The organism is Streptomyces sp. NPDC096136, from assembly GCF_044763325.1.
In the GTDB taxonomy this organism is placed as follows: Bacteria; Actinomycetota; Actinomycetes; order Streptomycetales; family Streptomycetaceae; genus Streptomyces.
Map to the genome: position 1 here is coordinate 114,264 of NZ_JBIWFZ010000017.1, position 19,385 is coordinate 133,648.

11 protein-coding genes and 1 pseudogene are annotated in these 19,385 nt (G+C 73.9%); 4 read left to right on the plus strand and 8 right to left on the minus strand.

Translation table 11 applies throughout. From position 1 onward, the window contains the following. Positions 1-26: 26 nt before the first annotated feature. The 4 genes from ACIRBY_RS28770 (at position 27) to ACIRBY_RS28785 (ending at position 10,001) form a co-directional block, all read left to right on the plus strand. Positions 27-7,010, plus strand: a complete 6,984-nt coding sequence (locus ACIRBY_RS28770; protein WP_403905799.1) for a LamG-like jellyroll fold domain-containing protein — start codon at positions 27-29, stop codon at positions 7,008-7,010. 594 nt (positions 7,011-7,604) lie between these two features. Further along, on the plus strand, positions 7,605-7,871 hold the full coding sequence (locus ACIRBY_RS28775; RefSeq protein ID WP_403905801.1) for an acyl carrier protein: 267 nt from the start codon (positions 7,605-7,607) through the stop codon (positions 7,869-7,871). Next, a complete protein-coding gene (locus tag ACIRBY_RS28780; RefSeq protein ID WP_403905804.1) occupies positions 7,868-9,082 on the plus strand; it encodes a beta-ketoacyl-[acyl-carrier-protein] synthase family protein in 1,215 nt (404 codons plus the stop codon). Before ACIRBY_RS28775 ends, ACIRBY_RS28780 begins: the two co-directional genes overlap by 4 nt. Before the next feature lie 187 nt (positions 9,083-9,269). Then, complete coding sequence (locus ACIRBY_RS28785) at positions 9,270-10,001, plus strand: hypothetical protein (protein ID WP_403905807.1); 732 nt, start codon at positions 9,270-9,272, stop codon at positions 9,999-10,001. 304 nt (positions 10,002-10,305) lie between these two features. Here the strand turns inward: ACIRBY_RS28785 and ACIRBY_RS28790 are convergent. The 8 genes and pseudogenes from ACIRBY_RS28790 to ACIRBY_RS28825 all read right to left on the minus strand — a co-directional run. Next, a pseudogene (locus tag ACIRBY_RS28790) lies at positions 10,306-10,683 on the minus strand (penicillin acylase family protein); the annotation flags it as partial. Between the two features lie 6 nt (positions 10,684-10,689). Beyond that, positions 10,690-12,834, minus strand: coding sequence for a xanthine dehydrogenase family protein molybdopterin-binding subunit (locus ACIRBY_RS28795; protein WP_403905810.1), 2,145 nt, complete (start codon positions 12,832-12,834; stop codon positions 10,690-10,692). 37 nt (positions 12,835-12,871) lie between these two features. Further along, on the minus strand, positions 12,872-13,888 hold the full coding sequence (locus ACIRBY_RS28800) for an FAD binding domain-containing protein (protein ID WP_403905812.1): 1,017 nt from the start codon (positions 13,886-13,888) through the stop codon (positions 12,872-12,874). Further along, on the minus strand, positions 13,885-14,505 hold the full coding sequence (locus ACIRBY_RS28805) for a 2Fe-2S iron-sulfur cluster-binding protein (protein WP_403905815.1): 621 nt from the start codon (positions 14,503-14,505) through the stop codon (positions 13,885-13,887). The genes ACIRBY_RS28800 and ACIRBY_RS28805 overlap by 4 nt, the downstream gene beginning before the upstream one ends. A gap of 230 nt (positions 14,506-14,735) precedes the next feature. After that, positions 14,736-15,284 (minus strand): nucleoside 2-deoxyribosyltransferase, encoded by a 549-nt coding sequence (locus ACIRBY_RS28810; RefSeq protein WP_403905817.1) that lies wholly within the window; start codon positions 15,282-15,284, stop codon positions 14,736-14,738. A gap of 61 nt (positions 15,285-15,345) precedes the next feature. Further along, positions 15,346-15,996, minus strand: coding sequence for a class I SAM-dependent methyltransferase (locus ACIRBY_RS28815; RefSeq protein ID WP_403905819.1), 651 nt, complete (start codon positions 15,994-15,996; stop codon positions 15,346-15,348). Between the two features lie 30 nt (positions 15,997-16,026). Then, entirely contained in the window at positions 16,027-17,910 is a 1,884-nt protein-coding gene (locus tag ACIRBY_RS28820; RefSeq protein WP_403905822.1) for a hypothetical protein, read from the minus strand. Between the two features lie 171 nt (positions 17,911-18,081). After that, a complete protein-coding gene (locus ACIRBY_RS28825; protein ID WP_403905825.1) occupies positions 18,082-19,308 on the minus strand; it encodes an MFS transporter in 1,227 nt (408 codons plus the stop codon). Between the last annotated feature and the right edge of the window lie 77 nt (positions 19,309-19,385).

The following is a 19,385-nucleotide window of genomic DNA, read 5'->3' on the forward strand; positions in this document are numbered from 1 at the left end:
GCCACCACGGAAGGGAAGCACGACTCGTGACGACTGCACGACGCGCAGGCAGCAGGCTGAAGATCTACAACGACCACGTCTACGTCCACACCACGCTGGTCCGTCACCAGGGCACCACCGTCGCCCTCGCCCTCGACTCCGCGCGCCGCCTGTACTACAGCGTCCTGGACCTCGATGCGGCCGCCGCCCTGCCCGCCGGCGAGGACGAGAGCGGCAATCCCGACCTCGACGTCCGGCACTGGGCGGAGGACCCGAAGGAGCTGCCGTTCCCCCAGGAGATCACCCGTGCCGGCTACGCGGCGCTCGGCGCCGACCTGCTGCCGTGCGTGCGCAAGGGCAGCCGGGCCGAAGAGGGCGAGGACGACTACTTCCTGGACGAGGAGATCGACCCGTTCCTGTCCTCCACGGCCCGGCTCACCGCTGCCGTGCCGTTCCAGGCCCTCTCCGACGGCCGCCACGTCTTCGTCTTCCGGCAGGCCGTCGCGGCCTCCCATTCCGACGCGCTGCACCGTACTCCCGACGGTGACGTCACCGGAACCCCGGACGGCAACCTCGACATCGCTGCGGACGCCCTGCTCTGTGACCGCTTCGTCCTCGCCGGCGGCGACCTCAAGCCGGTCCAGGAGGTGCGCTACCGCCGCAGCCGGCACCGCGACCGCCCGGAGTCGGCCAAGGACAGCCTCGGCATCATGGACATGGACGGCAAGCCGTTCCTTGAACCCACCCTCGAACTCGGCTTCGTCGGCCGGATCACCGAAGGCCGGTTCTCCGCGCTGCTGGTCCCCACCGCCGTCGCCGATGTCCGGCGCTGGCAGTTCTTCGTCCACAACGCCAAGTCCCAGCGAATCGACGCGATCAACGTCGAGCAGGGCGAGGACGGCCTCTTCCACACCCAGGGAACCCGCTTCCACACCAGCCCCGACCCCCAGTACCAGGACTCGGTCCTCGAACGCTCCCCGGGCACGTGCCCCTTCACCGGCAAGCCCCTGATCCAGGTACCGGTCAAGGCCGAGTTCGCCGAATCCGCGATGAAGTTCTGGCGGTCGACGACCGATCCTTCGAAGAACACGGCGCACCTCGAGGCACCCGCGCCGACCGGATTCGGCACGGGCGCCTACACGATCGAGGCCTGGATCAAGCCCGCCGCACGGCCGGGAACCATCGTGGCCACGGACGGCGGCCTCGCCCTCTCCCTCGACGCGGACGGGCGCCTGACCCTCGCCCACGGAAGCGTCCTCCTGGCCTCCGGCACGGGTGTTCACGACGACGACGGCGCCGCCACCGTTGTCCCCCAGGGCAGGTACACCCACGTCTGCGCCCTCTACGACGGCGTGGAGGCCGCCCTGTACGTCGGCGACCTGCAAGTGGCCATCGGCCCGCTGGCGCCCGCCGCCACGCCGACCAAGCTGTTCATCGCCGCCAAGAGCCCCACGGACGACCTCTTCGCCGGCGTGCTGGACGAGATGCGCCTGTGGTCCCGGGACCGCAAGCCCGAGCGCGTGGCGGCGACCCGGGGCGAGCGGCTGGTCGGCGACGAGCCGGGGCTCGCCGCGTACTACCGCTTCGACGAGACCGTGCACGGAGGCGGCGGCACCTTCGACCAGACCGACAACGGCCTGGACGCCAGGATCAGGGGCACCGGCGGGGTCTGGTGGGTCGCCTCCGAGGCGCCGGTCGCCGACCACCCCGGCATCCGCCGCGACTGCTTCCGGGTCCTCGGCCGCAGCGTTGTCGGAGGCCTGTCCGCCGTGCTCCTGCACCAGCAGGAGGAGGCCGCGTCGGGACACGACGGGCGGCTCAGGCCGCTCAAGCGTCAAGCCCGGGTACTGCTCACCTGGACGACGAGCGCCTCGCACAAGGACAAGGACAAGAGGAGCCGGATCGCCGCACTCGACCTCGCGGTGGGCCGCGACGGCCGCCTCGCGCAGATGACCGACAACCTCGACCTCCCCTCGGTCGGCTCGGCCATCGAGGAGGTCGACCCGGCAGAGGAGAACCGTCTCAAAGCCGAGATCGCCGTCCTGGAGAAGGACCTCGCGACGGCTGAGGAGCAGCTGAACGGTCTGCGCCTGGACCTCAAGGACCCGGGCCGGATCCGGAACGCGTTCCGCGAGGCCCTGGGCACCGCCACCACCGCGGCGGGGATGCCCACCGCATCGGGCGGGAAGACGGACTGCTGGGTCTACATCGACAACGACATCGACATCAGGCTCCTGAAGGTCGCCGATCCCGACGGGGACGGGGAGTACGAGCCCGTCACCGCCGTGGAACTCGCCGACCCGTCCGACCGCCCGGCCCGGTGGCAGCTGGAGAAGGCGAACTCGTACCACCGGCTGATCAGCGCGGTGACCAAGGAAGTCCTCGCCCCGGATGGTGGTTCCGTGGTGCTGCGGCGCGACCCGGGGGCGGCCCTGTGGCTGGACTTCCAGGCCCGGGGCGCCGGATACCGGATGAAGACCGGCATCAACAAGGACGGCGGGACCAAGGGCACCATGGAGCGGGGCTACGGCAACCTGCTCCACTGGGACGACCGGGACAGGAAGCTGGTGATGCGCGGGGGCGAAGGCGACCGCGTCGCCGTCTACTGCGTCGCGATGACCCCGGCCGACGACAAGGCCAAGCAGGCCGCCGCAGCCCTTGCCGCCGCCGAAGTGCGCCGCCGGCTCGTCGCGGACGGCCCCGCGAACATCGCCGGCCACACCGACAGGATCACCCGCCTCAAGGACTCCCTGGCGGCCAAGCAGGAACGCCTCGGGCGCATCACCGGCGGCACCAAGGGCCGCAGCAACCGCACGCTGCCCATGGTCCAGCTCGGCCAGGACAGGCTCGGCCTCGGCTGGGCCGGCGCCGTCCTCGACTTCGCGACCACCTCGGGCTCGCCCTTCCTCGCCGAGAGCGGCACCGGACACATCGGCCTGTACTACCGCGACGACCACGACCGGTTCACCGGGCTCTTCTACGAAACGACCATCGGCCGGGCCGGCAAGGTGCTCGCCACATCGAACAACACCACGGTCCACCTGACCGCCCGGGACGCGGGCTGCGAACTCGCCAAGTACGAGGTTCGGGTCGCCGCGGACACCGTCGGCCCGTTCGCCGACCGCTGCACCCTCACCCTGACCGGCGGCGACGGCGGCTCCGAGACCTGGACCCTCCTGCCGCGCGCCGCGAGCGGGATCGTGGCCGCCCTCAACGGCGTCCGCGCCGAGCCGGTCGCGGTCGGAACCGTCGCCTCCTTCAAGGACGGGGCGCTGACCCTGGCCGCCCCCGGCGCGCGCCGGGCGCTCGCCGCCGGCGACCTGATCGACGTCGGCGGCACGACGTACGCGCTCACGACACAGGTCGCCGCGAAGGCGACCGGTCTGCGGCTCACCCACGGTCCGAGCGACGCGACCATCGCCGCAGGCACCGCCGTCCGACTCGTCTCGTACGCCCCTGAACTCGTGACGCACGAACGCCCCGGATCCGGCGGCGCATACGGCTCCCGCTTCGTCACCGCCGCACTGATCGGCGGCTCGGGGGAGGTCAAGGACGGTACGGCGACCGACGAGGGCGAGGCACGCCCGTCACGCTGGTGGGGGGACCTGCCGGGCCGTGCGCTGAACTTCGCCGCCACGACCGAGCCGCCCGCCCTGCCCCCGGCGCTGCGGTCCGCCGCCCGGCACGCCGACGACCTCACCATCGAGGCATGGCTCAAGCCGGAGGAAGGCGACGTGGCGCGCGTCGTCCATGCCAACCTGGGCGAGGAGTCGCAGTACACGCTCGCACTCGGCACGAAGGACACGACCGGGCGGCGACCGGTCGTCCTCGGCGTCGGCACGAACTTCGCCGCGTCCCGTGCCACCGTCGCCGCCGGCGAGTGGACGCACGTCGCCGCGGCGTTCGAGCAGTCCTGGGGGCTGCGCTTCGCCCATCAGGCCTACGCCGACACCCCGCATGCCGACGACCTGAACATCTCCAAGGACCTCACCCTGGAGGTGTTCCTCCAGACCGGGGAGCTCGGCTCCGCCCAGGGCGTGCTGTCCAAGGGCCGCGTCGACGACGGCGGGGGAGGGCGGGTCCCGTACCAGTTCGGCATCGAGGCCGACGGCCGGCTGTTCTTCGCCTTCGAGGATGCCGACGGCAACGAGGTGCGGCTGAACTCGGCGAACACCGGGCGGGGCAAGGTCAAGGCCGGCGCCTTCCACCGGATCGGTATGGTCCGCAAGCTCGGCGAGAGCCGTGAGGAGACGCGCCTGCCCAAGGACCTCGACACCTCCGACGCCGCCGCGCTGGAGAAGGCCGTCACCGCCTTCGTCGACTCCATCGTCGTCCGGCAGTGGTCCGACATCACCTTCTACATCGACGGCGCCGCCGCCGGGAACGTCCGCTACGCCGGAGCGCCCGACCTGGGCCACCCCGGTGTGCTGGAGATCGGCCGGGGCCGCCGGAGTTCCGGGGACCAGCCGTTCGCCGGAATCATCGGCGAGGCCCGGATCTGGAACACCGCCCGGGACGTGAAGGAGATCGGCGCGGACCTCCCCGTGACCGAGGGCCGGACGTGGGACACGCCCACGCTCCGCCCCGAGGGGCTGATCGCCCGCTGGCGGTTCGAGGAGAAGCTGGGCAACCTCGCCGCCGACGACGCCGGCAGCCACCAGGTCCGACTGCACGGCGTGAAGTGGGTGAAGAACCCCGACCCGAAGGGCAGCGCCTTCCGCCTGTACCTGAACGGCCGGCCCACGCAGAGCCTCCCGCTGGCCGCGGTCGACGCGCCCGCCCGGGGTTCCTACGGCTCCGAGCAGTTCGCCCTGGGCGGCCGGGTCGACGGGAACGAGGCCGCGGAACCGTACCTCGGCGTCTTCGACCAGGTGCGGATCTGGCGGGTGGCCCGCAGCGAGGAGCAGATCCTCGACAACCTCTTCGGCCGCCTGATCGGGGACATCGCGGACCTCATCGCCTACTACCCCTTCGACGACGAGTCGACCGAGGCAGAGGCGACCGCCGTCCGCGACCACGGCCCGCGCGCCCTGGACCTTCCGCTGCCCGAGGCCGCCGCGGCCCGCCCGGCGCCGCTGATGTCCACCGCGCCGATCTCCTCGGACTCCCCGGAGGTCCGCCCGGTCTTCGCCACCGGGCAGCCCGGCTACGTACGGACCATCAGCGGGACCCCGGCGGTCGGCGAGTACGCCGACCTCCAGCGGAACCGGCGGGACGGTTCGACGCGCGGCGTGCTCAAGCGGGCGTACGGCTACGTCCAGGACGGCGCCTGGAACCTGGTCACCGGTTACAAGCTGGGCGACCTGAAGTCCGAATGGGTCAGCCAGGTGCAGTTCGACCCGCAGCTCGTGGGCTACGTCGAAGGCGCGCCGCCGATCCCGTCGGAGAACCTGGTCGCCACCCGGCGCCTCAGCTCCCTGAGCTACATCAACGCCACGTCGGTGGAGTTCCAGCAGGCCGACCACGTGGTGCAGACCCTGTCCTCGGGCGGCGAAAGCAGCGTCGACACGTCGCTGGCCGTCCAGTTCAACAACACCGTGGACAACGACACCCTCCTGATCCAGGCGCCGCTCGGCATCGGTGTGGCGACCCCGGCCGCGAGCGTCGACAACGTCATCGGCCTCGGCGGCACCCTGGAGTACTCCAACGCCTGGGGCCACCAGACCGACGTCGCCGAGGGCGTGGACACCGCGCGCTCCACGACCGTGGGCCTCAGCGGCGGCTGGGAGCCGGACACCTCGAAGGACCAGATCGACCCGGACGGCGGCCGGCGTTTCGTACCGGCCAACACCGGCTACGCGCTGGTGCAGTCGGAGACCGCCGACGTGTTCGCCTTGCGGATCGAGCACAGCGGCGCGGTCGTGGCCTACCGGATGCTGCCCAACCCGGACATCCCCCGGGACTGGAACCTGCTGCCGTTCCCGCTCAACCCCCGCTACGTCAAGCAGGGCACCCTGGACGGCACCGTCGGTTTCACCGCGACCGGCAAGCTCCTCGACCCCGACTACAAGGACGCCTCGGACTACGGCGAGTACAGCTACTTCAAGCCGAGGGAGGCCTACGCGCTCAAGCGCCGGATCACCGAGGACCAGCAACGACGCCAGGCGTTCTACGAGGGCCTCTCGGCCGGGGCCTCGGATCCGGACCCCACGTTCCGGCGGGCCGAGGAACTCCTGAGCCGCTTCACCGGCCCGATCCCCGGCCCCGGCAAGGACCGGGGCGCCAAGGACGAGGCGGGCGCCTTCGCCCGCCGCGACCTCGTCAACACCTACGTCTGGTCCGCCGACGGCGGCTTCTTCGCCGAGACCACCGAGACCACGGACGTGGTCACCGAGACCACCACGGGCTCCTACCGGTTCAACGGCACGGCCACGGCCGGTCTGAACACCGGCTTCACGGTGTTCGGCGTCGGCATCGGCGTCCAGATCGACTCCGCCCTCGGGGGCGGCATCAGCCGGACCCGGGCGAAGTCGAAGGAGTCCACCCGCGCCTTCGGCCTCAACGTCATGGTCGACACCCCCGGAGACATGCAGAAGTACGACGCCGACGCCAACCCGGTCTACAAGGACGGCAAGCCCGTCGAAGTCCCGGGACGGGTCGACGCCTACCGGTTCATGACCTTCTACCTGGACAGTGACAAGAACAACTTCGAGGACTTCTACGGCAAGGTCGTGGACCGGAAGTGGCTGGAGGGAGCGGATCCCAACGCCGCGGCGCTGCGTCAGGCCCGGCAGTCCGAGGCCAAGCCCCCGTGCTGGCGCGTCCTGCACCGGGTGACCTTCGTCAGCCGCAAGCTCCCCCCGGTCTCCCCGGCCGGCGCCACCGGGCTGGAGAAGGCCATGCGCTCCGCCGACATCGCGAGCAACTACGAACTGGTGCGCCGCGTCGATCCGTTCGTCGACCCCGCGGTGAAGGACCGGGACGAGCTGACCCGCCAGGTCCGCACCGCCATCGGCGCCAACCTGCCGGAACTGGCCCGCCACTCGGACCGGATCGCCGAGTTCTACGCGGACTTCCACGGCATCGCCTGATCGCCGACCGGCACACGGAAGGAGCTCCGAACCCGATCCCGGTGGGGCGGCGCCCGGTTCGCCGCCCCACCGGCTCGCCTCCGAGCGCGGGGCCCGTCAGGCGGAACGACAAGCACACGGCTGGGCCGCTCGGACGCGGCGTCGTGGCTCGTTCCGGTGAACGCGTCCGGGTGTCGCGGCGTGCTGACCGTGCGCCGGGGTGCGGGGCGCGCGACGATCGACGGTGGCTCGGGCCCGGTGGGTCCGGATTCGGGGCCGGTATCCGCGTGGGCCGTGGTCGAACAGAGGCGGGCGGTGGGTGTGACGGGTGGGCCGGTGCGCAGGCTCCTGAGGGAGTGCCCCGAGGCAGGGGTGTGCTGCGTCCGTCTGCCTCCGGCGGGTGCCGGGGCGGGCTGCCACCGGTCGTGGCGCGGGACGCCTTCGTCGACGCCCTCGCACCCACCGCCGTCCTCGCCGCCGCGGTAGCGCCGACGACCGCCGCGGCCGCGGCACGCCACCCGCCCACCCCCGCACCAGCCCGCCCGAGCCGGCGGGTGCGGGCGCATCCCCTCCGTCCTGACCACCCCATCCGCCACACCCCCGTGAGGACCCGCCATGACGACCACCCTGGACGCGATCACCCAGGCGCTCACCGAGACGTTCCCGATCGACGCGGCCGAGATCACCCCCGACAAGACGTTCGATGAGCTGGGTCTGGACTCCCTGGCCCTGATCGAGATGAGCCTGATCGTCCAGGAGACGACCGGCATCACCCTCAGCGAAACGGCACTGCCCCAGACCGTCCAGGAGCTCGCCGACCTCCTCGACGCCGCCGACGCCGCGGCGGTCAAGACCCCGGCCACCGCGGACAGCCGCGCATGACCCGCATCACGGTCACCGGCCTCGGCATGGTGACACCGGCCGGCCTCACTCCCGACGCCACCTGGCAGACGCTCCTCACCGGCGCCTCCACCGCCCGGCGTGACGAAAGCCTCGACGGCCTGCCCGTGGACATCTCCTGCCGGGTACCCGACTTCGACCCCCGCCGGACGGTCCCGGGATACGGCTGGCGACTGGACCGGTTCACCGCCATGGCCGTCCTGGCCGCACGCCAGGCCCTGACCGACGCGGGCCTCGACCCGCAGACCTGGGACGGCGCCCGCGTCGGCGTGGTGATCGGCTCGGGTACGGCCAGCATGGAACGGTACGGGCAGGAGTTCGCCAAGATCGCCGACGGACGCCCCCTGGACGTCTCGCCCCTGGCCATCCCGCGCAGCGTGCCCAACATGTCCGCCGCCGAGATCGGACTCGACACCGGCGCCACGGGCCCGAACTTCACCGTCTCCACCGCGTGCGCGTCCGGCGCCACCGCCATCGGCGTCGCCCGCGACCTGTTGCGCGCAGGCACCTGCGACATCGTCCTGGCCGGCGGTGCCGAATCCGTCCGCCACCCCATCCCCGCGGCCTGCTTCCACCGCATGGGAGTCCTCTCCCGGCGCACGGAGGCTCCCGACCAGGCCTGCCGGCCCTTCGATTCCGCCCGCGACGGGTTCGTGCTCTCCGAAGGCGCCGCCGTCCTCGTCCTGGAACGGGCGGCCCACGCACGAGCCCGCCGCGTACGCCCCCGCGCCTTCCTGGACGGCTACGCCGCCACCTGCGACGCCCACCACTACGCCGCCCCCCACCCCCACGGCGCGGGCGCCGCGGCAGCCATGACCCGAGCCCTCGCCGACGCGGCCCTGCACCCCCACGACATCGGACACGTCAACGCCCACGGCACGGCCACCCGCCTCAACGACCTCGCCGAAGCCCGGGCCCTGCGCACCGTCTTCCCCACCCCGCCCCCCGTCACCTCGGTCAAGGGGGCGATCGGCCACGCGATCGGCGCCGCGGGCGCGATCGAGGCGGCCGTCACCGTGATGACCCTCCAGCACGGCCTGATCCCCCCGACCGCCAACCACGAGGACACCGACCCGGACGTCGACCTCGACATCGTCGCCAAGGCCCCCCGGCCCCTCCGCGCCCAGGCGGCGATGAGCACCTCCTACGGCTTCGGAGGGCAGAACGCCGCCCTGGTCTTCACGACCTGCTGACCGCGGCCGGGTGGGCGGCATCCGGCGACGCGTCCACGGGCCCCGTGCGCCCGTGGACCCGGCCGTGCCGTACCGACCGGGTCCATACGGGTACCGCGACCCCTTCTCGCGGAGATCGGACCGTTGCCGGGAAACGATCTCCTTGTGCACACTGCACTACCGGGTACCGGGCGATGAGGAGGAGCGGATGAGCACGGCCCACGAGGGACGTCGGTGGCCGGACGCGGTCAGTGTCGACAACGCGAGGACCACGCTGCTGCAGCTCCTCGCACGGGCGGGGGTCCCCTCCGGGGACGCGCGCCAGCTGATCGGGCTCGTCGAGGCGGGGGTCCTGGCCCTCGCGCACGACGAACTGAACGGCGCCGGACCGGGCGTCCCGGGGGACAAGGGCGAGGAGTACCGGTCGGGCTGGCTCGACGGGGCCGAGACGCTGGTGGCCGAGCTCGGCGCCGTCGCCGAGCGGACCCTGGCGGGGGTCACGGGGCCCGACGGGGACCAAGGCGGGGCCGGCGCGCATCCTCGGGCCCGGCGGATGGAAGTGGAGCGGGTCAAGGTCGCGCTCACCCCCCTGTACCTGTCGTTCACCGCGGTGTCCGAGCTGGATCCGGAGGTGACCGAAGAGGTGCTCGTCGCCGTCCTCGGGACGATGGGCCCCCGGCTGCGGGCCGGGTACGCCGGACGGCTGACGGAGTTCGCCACGCTCCACCGCGGCCGGCTCGAGCGGCTGTTCGCGGCCTTCGGACCGGACAGCGCCACCCAGGTGCACGGCCGCTACTCCCTCCTGCACTCCGCGACGAGCGTCGCCGTCCTGGAACGGCTCCTGGCCTCCCCGCAGGCACTGCGGGAGCAGTGGGAGGCCGCGGAACTGCCGCCCGCGTGGCTCGACGGGCTGACGGCCGCCTGGACCACCTCCGCCTGACCCCGGTGCACGCGCGCAGGAGGCCGTTCGTCGGGGCGTTGGCGGTGGGGAGGCGGGGCGCAACCCGGAACGTTCCGGATGCCCCGCGCCGCGCGCCCCCGGCTACCTTGCGGGTCGCCGGCGGCGGACCACGCCGCCGCGCGGGAAGGCCACGCGCCGCCGCCGCATCGAGGACGGCGAGGCCCGTGGATTCCGCACGTCGCATGGGCGGCGTCGACGGTGTCCTGGGCGCGCCGGCCGAGACGTCGCTGTTCAGGTTGGTCGCGGTGTTCTGGTGCTCGCCGGGGCTCGCCCTGCCATCGGGCCCCGGATACCGGGAGAGCCGGGCGTCGACCATCAGGTAGGTCTGCGCCAGGGTGCAGATGTCGTCCTCGGCCGCCGCGTATCCGTAGCCCGTTCCCAGCCCCTCCCGGTCCGAGGCGATGAGGTGCGGGATTCCGTATCCGGTGTACCGGATCGTCGGCCGGTCCGGCCCCTGCCCGGCGCCCCGGTGGCCCGCGGCCCGGCCGCCGACATCGTGCCGATCACCGCCACCGCGGCCACCGCGGCCACCGCGGCCACGGCCGCCCTCGGCGGCCTCGCTCTGCGTCCCCGCGCCATCGGGTCGCCCTTCCCCTGCGGCTCCGTCGTCTTCGGACGCGGCCGCGCTAGGAAGGGGCGATGAAATCCCGATGACCCTCACACCCGGCTACGTCCCCTCGGCGCAGTCGCCCCCGCCGGCGAGGGCGGCCAGGACCCGGTCGGGGGTGAGGGGCAGCTCGCGCAGGCGTCGGCCGGTCGCCCGGCTCACGGCGTTGCCGATGGCCGCCGCGGCGCCGACGATGCCGATCTCCCCGATGCCCTTGCTGCCCATCGGGTTGAGGTGCTTGTCGTGCTCGTCGATCCAGTGGGCCTCGACGGTGCGGACGTCGGCGTTCACCGGCACGTGGTAGGAGGCCAGGTCGCGCTCCGCGAAGTCGCCGAACGCCGGGTCGAGGCCGCCGTGTTCGGTCAGCGCCATGCCCAGCCCCATCACCATCCCCCCGATGAACTGCGACCGGGCCGTGCGCGGGTTGAGGACGCGTCCGGCGGCGAAGACCCCCAGCAGCCGGCGGACCCGTACCTCCCCGGTGACCGTGTCCGCCTGGACCTCGGCGAAGTGCGCCCCGAACGCGTGGCGCGCGTACGGGGACTTCTGCTTCGCCGACTGGGTGGTGTCGGCGGACGCGCAGAGCCCCGCGTCGGGCAGCGGGCCGTGGTGCCGGGCCAGCCGGTCGGTCAGGGCGGTGCAGGCGTCGTGCACTGCCCAGCCCCAGGACGCCGTCCCCGTGGAACCTCCGGCCACGGGGCCGGCGGGCAGCGCGCTGTTGCCCAGGGACAGCGCGACGGCCTCCAGCGGGACCCCGAGCGCGTCGGCGGCGATCTGGGAGAGGACCGTACGGGCTCCGGTGCCGATGTCGGTGGCGTTGACCTCGACGAGGAAGCTCCCGTCGGGGCGGGCGTGGGCCCGGGCCCCCGCCGGGGCGATGTACACCGGGTAGGTGGCGGCGGCCACGCCGCTCGCGACCAGGAACGGCCCCTCCCGCAGGGGCGGCCGGGGGCCGGCCCAGCCGAAGCGGCGTGCGCCCTCGCGCAGGCACTCCACGAGGTGGCGGCTGCTGAAGGGGCGGCCGCTGTCGGGCTCGGTGGCCGGGTCGTTGCGTACGCGCAGCTCGACCGGGTCCATGCCGAGGGCGTCGGCCAGCTCGTCCATGGCCGACTCCAGGGCGTACATGCCGGGGGTCTCGCCGGGGGCGCGCATCCAGGAGGGCGTGGGTACGTCGAGCGCGGCGACGCGGTGCGTGGTGCGGCTGTCCCGGACCGCGTACATCACCCTTGCCGGTACGGCGGCCTGCTCGACGAACTCGCGCACCCGCGAGGTGTGCGTGGTGACCTCGTGGCTGAGGGAGAGCAGCGTGCCGTCGGCGCGGGCGCCGAGCCGGACCCGGTGCAGGGTGGGGGCGCGGTGGCCGACGGCGGCGGCCATGTGCTGCCGGGGCAGCGCCACGGTGACGGGGCGTCCGCAGTGGCGGGAGGCCATGACGGCGAGGACGACGTGGGGCCGCGGCGTGCCCTTGGAGCCGAACCCGCCGCCCACGTGCTCGGCCAGGACGGTGACCCGGTCCTCGGGCAGCCCGAACAGTCCGGCCAGGACGGCGCGCACCACCGTGGTGCCCTGGCAGGAGTCGTACACGGTGAGGTGGCCGCGCCCGGCGTCCCAGTCCGCGGTGGCCGCGTGCGGCTCCATCGCGTGGTTGTGCAGGGGCGGCACCGCGTAGCGCACGTCGACGCGCACGGGCGCGGCGGCGAAGGCCGCGCCCGGGTCCCCCTGCTCGCGGTGCGCGGGGTAGCCGCCGTTGACCACCTCCGGCGTGTACAGGCCGGGGTGTCCCTCGCGCAGGACGACGTCGTGCGGCTCCGCCGCGTACGTGACGCGCACCGCGTCCGCGGCGGCGCGTGCCCCCTCCAGGGTGTCGGCGACGGCCAGCGCCACGTACCAGCCGCGGTGCGGTACCCGCAGGTCCTGGAGCAGCTGCAGGGTGGGGTCGTCGGACGGGCCCAGGCGCGGTGCGTCGTACGGGGTGAGGATGCCCAGCACGCCGGGCAGGGCCAGCGCGGCGGCGGTGTCCACGGCGGTGATCCGGCCGCGGGCGATCGTCGCGGGCACCGGCCAGGCGTAGGCCCGTCGCGGCAGGTGCCGTTCGGCGGCGTACAGCGCGGCGCCGGTCACCTTCTCCCGGCCTTCGCGCCGCGGGACGGGGGTGCCGAGCAGGGCCTCGGCGGCGGTGTCGAGGGTGGCGGAGGTGGGGCTCATCGGGGTCCTGTGGTCCTGTCCTGGTCGGTGGAGCCGCTCAGCGCGTGGCGGGGGAACCGGGGTGCGTACCGGCCAGCGTGGTGATGGTGTCGCAGGCGAGGCCGCGGGCGAGGGGGACCTTGTACGCGTTGTCGCGCAGGGGCCGCGCCCGGGCGAGTTCGGCGTCGACCGCGGCGCGCACGGCGTCGGGATGGGGCGCGGCCCCGGTCAGCAGCGCCTCGGCCGTGGTGGCCCGCCAGGGCCGGTGGGCGAGGCCGCCGAAGGCGAGGGCGATGCGGCGCACGCGGCCGTCGCCGGGGTCGAGGTCGAGGACGACGGCGACCGAGGCGAGGGCGAAGGCGTACGAGGCGCGTTCGCGGGCCTTGCGGTAGGACGAGACGGCTCCGGGGGCCGGGGCGGGCAGCAGCACCGCCGTGACGATCTCTCCCGGGCGGATGACGGTGTCCTGCTCGGGGCGGTCGCCGGGCAGCCGGTGGAACTCGGCGGCCGCCACCGTCCGGGTGGTGTCCGGTCCGCCGTACAGCTCGACTTCGGCGTCCAGCGCGGCGAGGGCCACGGCCATGTCGGAGGGGTGGGTGGCGATGCAGTGCTCGGAGTGTCCGAGGACCGCGTGGTCGCGGTGGATGCCGTCCCGTGCTCCGCAGCCGCTGCCCGGTTCGCGCTTGTTGCACGGCTTGGCGGGGTCCTGGAAGTAGGCGCAGCGGGTGCGCTGGAGCAGGTTGCCGCCGGTGGTGGCGACGTTGCGCAGCTGGCCGGAGGCGCCGGCGAGCAGGGCCTGCCCGAGCAGCGGGTGGCGGGCGCGCACCCGGGGGTCGGCGGCCAGGTCGCTGCCCCGGACCGTGGCACCGATGCGCAGGCCCCCGTCGGGGAGTGCGGTGATCTCGTCCAGGGGGAGCCGGGAGATGTCGATGAGGGCGGTGGGGGTCTCGACGCCCAGTTTCATCAGGTCCACGAGATTGGTGCCGCCGCCGAGGTAGCGGGCGCCGGGGTGCGCGGCATGCGCCTCGGCGGCCTCGCGCAGGCTGGTGGCGCGTACGTAGGCGAAGGGCCTCATGCGATCACCTCGGCGCCGGTCGTGGTCGCCGAGGCGTTCGCGGCGGCGTCGGCGACGGCCCGGACGATCGCCGGATAGGCGCCGCAGCGGCACAGGTTGCCGCTGAGCCGTTCCCTGATCTCCTCCGCCGTCAGCGCGACGGGTCCTGCCTGGGGACCGGCGGCGGTGATGTGCGAGGGGTCGCCGGCGGCGGCTTCGCGCAGGGCGCCGACGGCGGAGCAGAGCTGGCCGGGGGTGCAGTAACCGCACTGGAAGGCGTCGTGCTCGATGAACGCCCGCTGGAGCGGGTGGAGGGCGCCGTCGGGCCCGGCGAGGCCCTCCACGGTCGTGACCCCGCAGCCGTCGAGGGTGACGGCGAGCAGCAGACAGCTGTTGGCGCGCCGTCCGTCCACGAGGACGGTGCAGGCCCCGCACTGCCCGTGGTCGCATCCCTTCTTGGCCCCGGTCAGGTCCAGGTGCTCGCGCAGGGCGTCGAGGAGCGTGACCCGGTGATCCAGGTCGAGCTCGTGGCGGATCCCGTTGACGCGCAGGCTCACGCGCGAGCGGGTGGCGGCGACGGCCGCGCCCTCCGGCGTACCGTGCGCCTGCCGGGGTGGCGGGTCGGCTGCGTGGGCCACGGCGAGCTCCTTGTCGTCCGCTGGGCGAGGTCCGTCGCCCCTGACCAGCCTGCCCCCTCCCGCACCCGCACGCGCCCCACACCCCCGACGGCCTCCCCGGACCTCCCCCGTACGGCCGACGGAAGACGGTCGCCCGGCGGCGCCGGTCTCCAGGCTCAGGCGCCCGTACCCCGTCCGGCCGCCCGCCCCGGTCCGGCGGAAACCGCCGGCCCGGGGCGGGCCGGGAGTCCTCATCGACGGCCGCCGCTGCCCTCCCGCTGCCGCAGGACCGCCAGGTCCACCGCCCGGTCGACGGCGGGCAGGCAGGCGGCGACGTCCGTGTGGACCACGTACTCCACCGACGCGACCGTGTGCAGGCCCTGCACCAGGAAGGTGTACTCCCGGTCGCGCTCCAGCAGCAGGACGATCGGCTTGTCGAAGGCACTGGCCCACCCGATCTCGATGTGGGTGCCGGGGGAGGCCGGGTGGCCCGGCAGGGCCACGAACACGTCGGCCTTGCGGATCTCGTCCTGGTCGAGCTTGGTGCACTGTTCCGGCCGCATCAGCTCCGCCCCCCACGCCTCGCGGCGGTGGGCGTTGTGCACGGAGAGCCCCTGAGCCTCGAAGTGCTTGATCAGGACGTCGAACGGGGCCCGGGCACCGGCCGGCATCTCCCCGGTCTCGGGGTCCAGCAGCTGGATGAACGGCCCGGCGAGGAAGACCGAGCGGATGCCCAGGTCGGGGCGGATGCCGGGGGAGGCGGGGGAGGCAGGGCGGTCGAGGGGCGGCGTGATGGCCATGGGAGGTACCTCCGGGAGGAGAGCGGGTGCGCGGTCGCGAGCGGTCGAAGGGCGGACCGGATCAGTCCTTGAGGAAGCACTGGATGAACGCGTCGCCGGTCGTGCCGCCGTGCGTGTACTCGGTGGTGTCGTACGCGACGAAGGGGTGCCGCTCGACCCGGATCCGGCGGAAGTGCGGGAGGTACTGCCAGCGCAGCTCCGGCTTGGTGCTGAAGAACGGGATGAAGACGCCGCCGGGGCGCAGCACCCGGACGACCTCCGGCATGGCCCTGGCCCACAGCCCGGCGTCCGTCCAGACCTCCATGTCGAGGGCGGGGTCGAAGAACATCCCGTCGATGCTCTCCGACGGCAGTTCGAAGATCCGCTCGAAGAAGTCGCCGCGCTCGATCGTGAGGTTGTCGGGCACGTCGGGGTGGCGGGCCCGGAACAGGTCCTCGACCTCGCCGAAGAGTTCCAGCACCGTGTGGCTGCGGGTCGCCGGGTGGCCGGCGATGCGCAGGGCGGAGAGGCCGAGCCCGAGCCCGACCTCGTAGAAGTCCTTTCCGTACTCGCACAGCATGTCGGCGCTGGCCCACATCAGGTCCCGCTCCCAGGCCTGCATGGCCTGCTCGCCCCCGATGCTGAGGGTCACTTCGCCGTTCTGCTCGATCAGTTCGATCGCCGGCTTGTCAGCGGGCGCGGTGCCCCGCTCGGCTACGTCCTCGCTCTGCATGCTCTTCTCCTCGTGGGGGGTGGGGGTCGGTCAGGCGGTCCGGGGAACGACGCCGAAGTGGCGCCGGGCCGTGGAGACGGCCAGGTCCTGTACGGCGAACACGGTGAAGTAGTAGGCCTGCGGGGCGGTCCCGGAGGCGAAGCGCACGCGGAAGGCGACATCCTCGGCCCGCCCGCCGCGGAGCCGGAGCCTGGTGGTGGCGGGCTCCACGGTCGTGTCCTCGCGCAGGTACGTCGGGACGAAGAGGCCCAGCCGTACCGGCCCGGTACGGGCCGAGGTGACCGTGGCCCGTACCTCCAGCACCCCGCCCTGCGCGACCTCGTCGGCGGCGTGGGCGAGCAGCGCGGGCGCGTCCGGGATCCGGAAGGTGACGTCGCCGCACCGCATGCAGACGGCGCAGGTCGTGTCCAGGACGTGCGGGAGCAGGCCCCGCCGGGTGAACTCCTGGGCGGGGCGGCCGCAGTGGCAGGTGACCTCCCGGACGTCCGGGTCCAGGCCGCTGCGGTCGCCGAAGTACGCCGGATAGTTCATCAGCTCCGTCTCGGGATCGGCGGCGACCTGCTCGGTGATCACGTGGTCGAGGGACTGCAGGTCCGCCGTGAGCGAGGCCTCGATCTGCTCGGGCGACTGGTCGGCGAGGTGCGTGGGCCTGGCCACCCAGAGGTCGACCTTCCGGGCCAGTCTGGTCAGCCGGGGCCGCAGCGCGTGGTGGTGCGGCAGCAGGTCCGAGGCGAGGTAGGCGGTGAGCCGGGCGCCCACGGTCAGCAGCAGCGGATCGGGGCGGTGGTCGGCGGGAGCGGGCGGCGCCGGCGTGTCCTGCGGCGCGCCAGGCAGCCCGAAGCGCATGAACGCCGGGTAGGGGTGCGAGCCCGCCAGGCTGGCGTTGAGGGTGTCGACCGAGTCCGCGCCGGTGAGGGCGCCGTGCATCCAGGCGACGTTCTCGGGCCGGTCGGAGTCGTGCACCGACACCGCCGAGACCACCGTACGGGCCGGACCGTCGAGCGCGTTGAGCAGCAGCTGGTACTTCGGGTCGTAGAGGGCGAGGTCCGCGAGCGGACCGCTGTTGCACGCGCTGAGCACCAGCTCCACGGCCTCCACCCGGTTGAGGGGGACCAGCTTGTCCTCCGGCTTGTAGCAGGGCAGCCCGTACGCGCAGCGCGGGCCGAGCAGCCCGGGAGTGGCCGGAGCCGAGGCGTTCAGCCCGCAGATGGTGAACTCGCCGAGGTTGACGCTGTCGTCCTTGCCGTGGCCCTGGAACCCCACCCGCCGCCACCGGGTGCCCAGGATCTCCGCCTGGATGTCGGCGCGCTCGAAGTCCCGGTCGTCGTAGACCTGGACACCGGGCAGCCGCGGCGGCCGGTCCGTGTCGGTGAAGAGGCCCAGCGCGTCGACGTCGAGGGCGGGCTCCGCGTACTGCTTGGCGACGTTCCAGCAGACCGAGGCACCGTCGCGGCCGCTCAGCAGCGTCAGGCCGTGCCGCGGGCCCCGGTAGGTGGCCATCAGCAGGTCCCGGACGGGGTCGAGGGTGAGCCGGTCGTAACGGCCGACGACCAGGAGCGAACCGCCGTGCCGGGCCCGGAACGCCGCGACGTCCGCCAGCTCCTCCTCTCCCGCCCACGTCCGGGCGAACGGACGGGCCAGCTCCGCGAGCCCCTCGGGCAGGTGCCCCGCGCCCAGGACGACCCCGACGTCCAGTGGGTGCGGCCGCCGCAGACCGCCGTACAGCCGCCCGGCGAGCTCGACGCTCTCCGCCAGATCGGCGCGGTCCCCGGTCGGCACCGGCACCGGCAGGAGCCCGGGTGAGTCCAGGAACTCCCGGACGGCCCGGGCGAATTCCCGCCCGTCGACCGGGCGGAACAGGGGGCCCGGCCCGGCAGGCCCGTCGGTTCGCTGCTCGGTGAGCGCGGCGTTCATGGTGGACCACCTCGTGTCGTCGGCGCCGGAGGCGCGGGGTGAAGGGGACGGGGAGCGGGAAGGACAGGGAAAGGGGAGGACGGAGAGGGGGAAGGACGGGGTGGCAGAGGGCGGGGAGCGGCTGCGCGCGCGCCGGTACGGGTCACGGCTCCGGCCTGCCGGGCCCGGCCGTCATGCCGCGCGCTTCAGCACCGGCACCGCACGCCGGGCCAGCAGCCCCCGGCAGGCGAAGGCCAGCGCGGCGGCGGCCAGAGCGGTTCCGGTCGCCACCGCGAACACCGTCCGCGGCCCGAACGGATCCATCAGCAGCCCGCCGGCCTGCTGGCCCAGCGCGTCGCCCATGACGGTGGCCAGCGACGCCCAGGTGAACGCCTCCGCCATGGAACGCCCTTCGGCGATGCCGCTCACCAGGCTCATCTCGGTGGCGGAGACCAGGGCGATCGGTACGCTGCCCACCGCGAGCGCCACGGCCAGGCCCACCTGGGAGCCGGCGAGCAGTGTCAGCGCGGTGCCGACGGCGTAGGCCAGCAGGAGACGGGCCAGGCGCACCTGGGGGGCCACCTCCGACTGGGACCGACCGAGCCAGAGGGCCCCCAGCGCGCTGCCCACACCCCAGCAGGCGTACACGACGCCCGCGCCGCCCGGAGCCCCGTGCCGGTCGACGAACGCCGGGATGGCCAGGGTCAGCAGACCGATCGGCACCGCGGAGACGGCCATGATGCCGGCCAGCGCCAGCAGGGCCGGCTCCCGCAGCGGGCCCAGCGGGTGGCGCGGCCCCTTCGGAGCCTGCGGGGCGGCCTCGGTTCCGGCGGGCAGCCGGGTGTACGCGAGCCCGAGCGTGCCCGCGCCGCCCACCACCGCGATCACCGTCAGCGCCAGGCCCGCCGGGCCGGCCAGCATCAGCGCCGCCAGCATCAGCGGCGCGCCGATCACCAGGACCTCGGTGAGCAGCGCCTCCCAGAGGTAGGCCGTCTCGCGCTCCTCCTCCCGCAGGGGCAGCCGCGCCCAGAGCGAGCGCATGCAGGCGTTCGCGGGCGGCAGCACCATCCCCGCGACGACTGCCGCCGCGGGCTGCGCCCAGCCGCCCGGGCGGGTCGCCCACACCAGGACGGCGAGTGCCAGCGGGTAGGCGACGGCGGTCGCGGTGAGCACCGCCGCGCGGCCGCTGCGGTCGAGGCGGCGGGCGATCAGCGGGCTGCCCAGGGCCATCCCGATGGTGTAGAGCGCCGCGACCAGCCCGGCCTGGGCGTAACTGCCGCCCTGCTCACGGACGGTCAGGACGAGGGCCAGCGACATCAGGTAGACCGGCAGTCTGGAGACGACGCTCCACCAGGCCGCCCCGGCCACCCGGGGGCGTGTGAGCAGGTCGAGGAAGCGACGGGGCAGGCCGCTGGTCACGTGTCGGTCTCCGTTCCGGTGGCCGCGCGGCGCGGCCGGGGCGGGGTGCCGGGCCGCCGTTGCGGCGGCCGGCTCGG

What these genes read in the sequence shown, in the direction of transcription:
- ACIRBY_RS28775 (WP_403905801.1), top strand. Translation starts at nt 7,605, where the DNA reads ATGACGACCACCCTGGACGCGATCACCCAGGCGCTCACCGAGACGTTC.
- ACIRBY_RS28780 (WP_403905804.1), top strand. Translation starts at nt 7,868, where the DNA reads ATGACCCGCATCACGGTCACCGGCCTCGGCATGGTGACACCGGCCGGC.
- ACIRBY_RS28785 (WP_403905807.1), top strand. Translation starts at nt 9,270, where the DNA reads ATGAGCACGGCCCACGAGGGACGTCGGTGGCCGGACGCGGTCAGTGTC.
- ACIRBY_RS28795 (WP_403905810.1), bottom strand. Translation starts at nt 12,834, where the DNA reads ATGAGCCCCACCTCCGCCACCCTCGACACCGCCGCCGAGGCCCTGCTC.
- ACIRBY_RS28800 (WP_403905812.1), bottom strand. Translation starts at nt 13,888, where the DNA reads ATGAGGCCCTTCGCCTACGTACGCGCCACCAGCCTGCGCGAGGCCGCC.
- ACIRBY_RS28810 (WP_403905817.1), bottom strand. Translation starts at nt 15,284, where the DNA reads ATGGCCATCACGCCGCCCCTCGACCGCCCTGCCTCCCCCGCCTCCCCC.
- ACIRBY_RS28815 (WP_403905819.1), bottom strand. Translation starts at nt 15,996, where the DNA reads ATGCAGAGCGAGGACGTAGCCGAGCGGGGCACCGCGCCCGCTGACAAG.
- ACIRBY_RS28820 (WP_403905822.1), bottom strand. Translation starts at nt 17,910, where the DNA reads ATGAACGCCGCGCTCACCGAGCAGCGAACCGACGGGCCTGCCGGGCCG.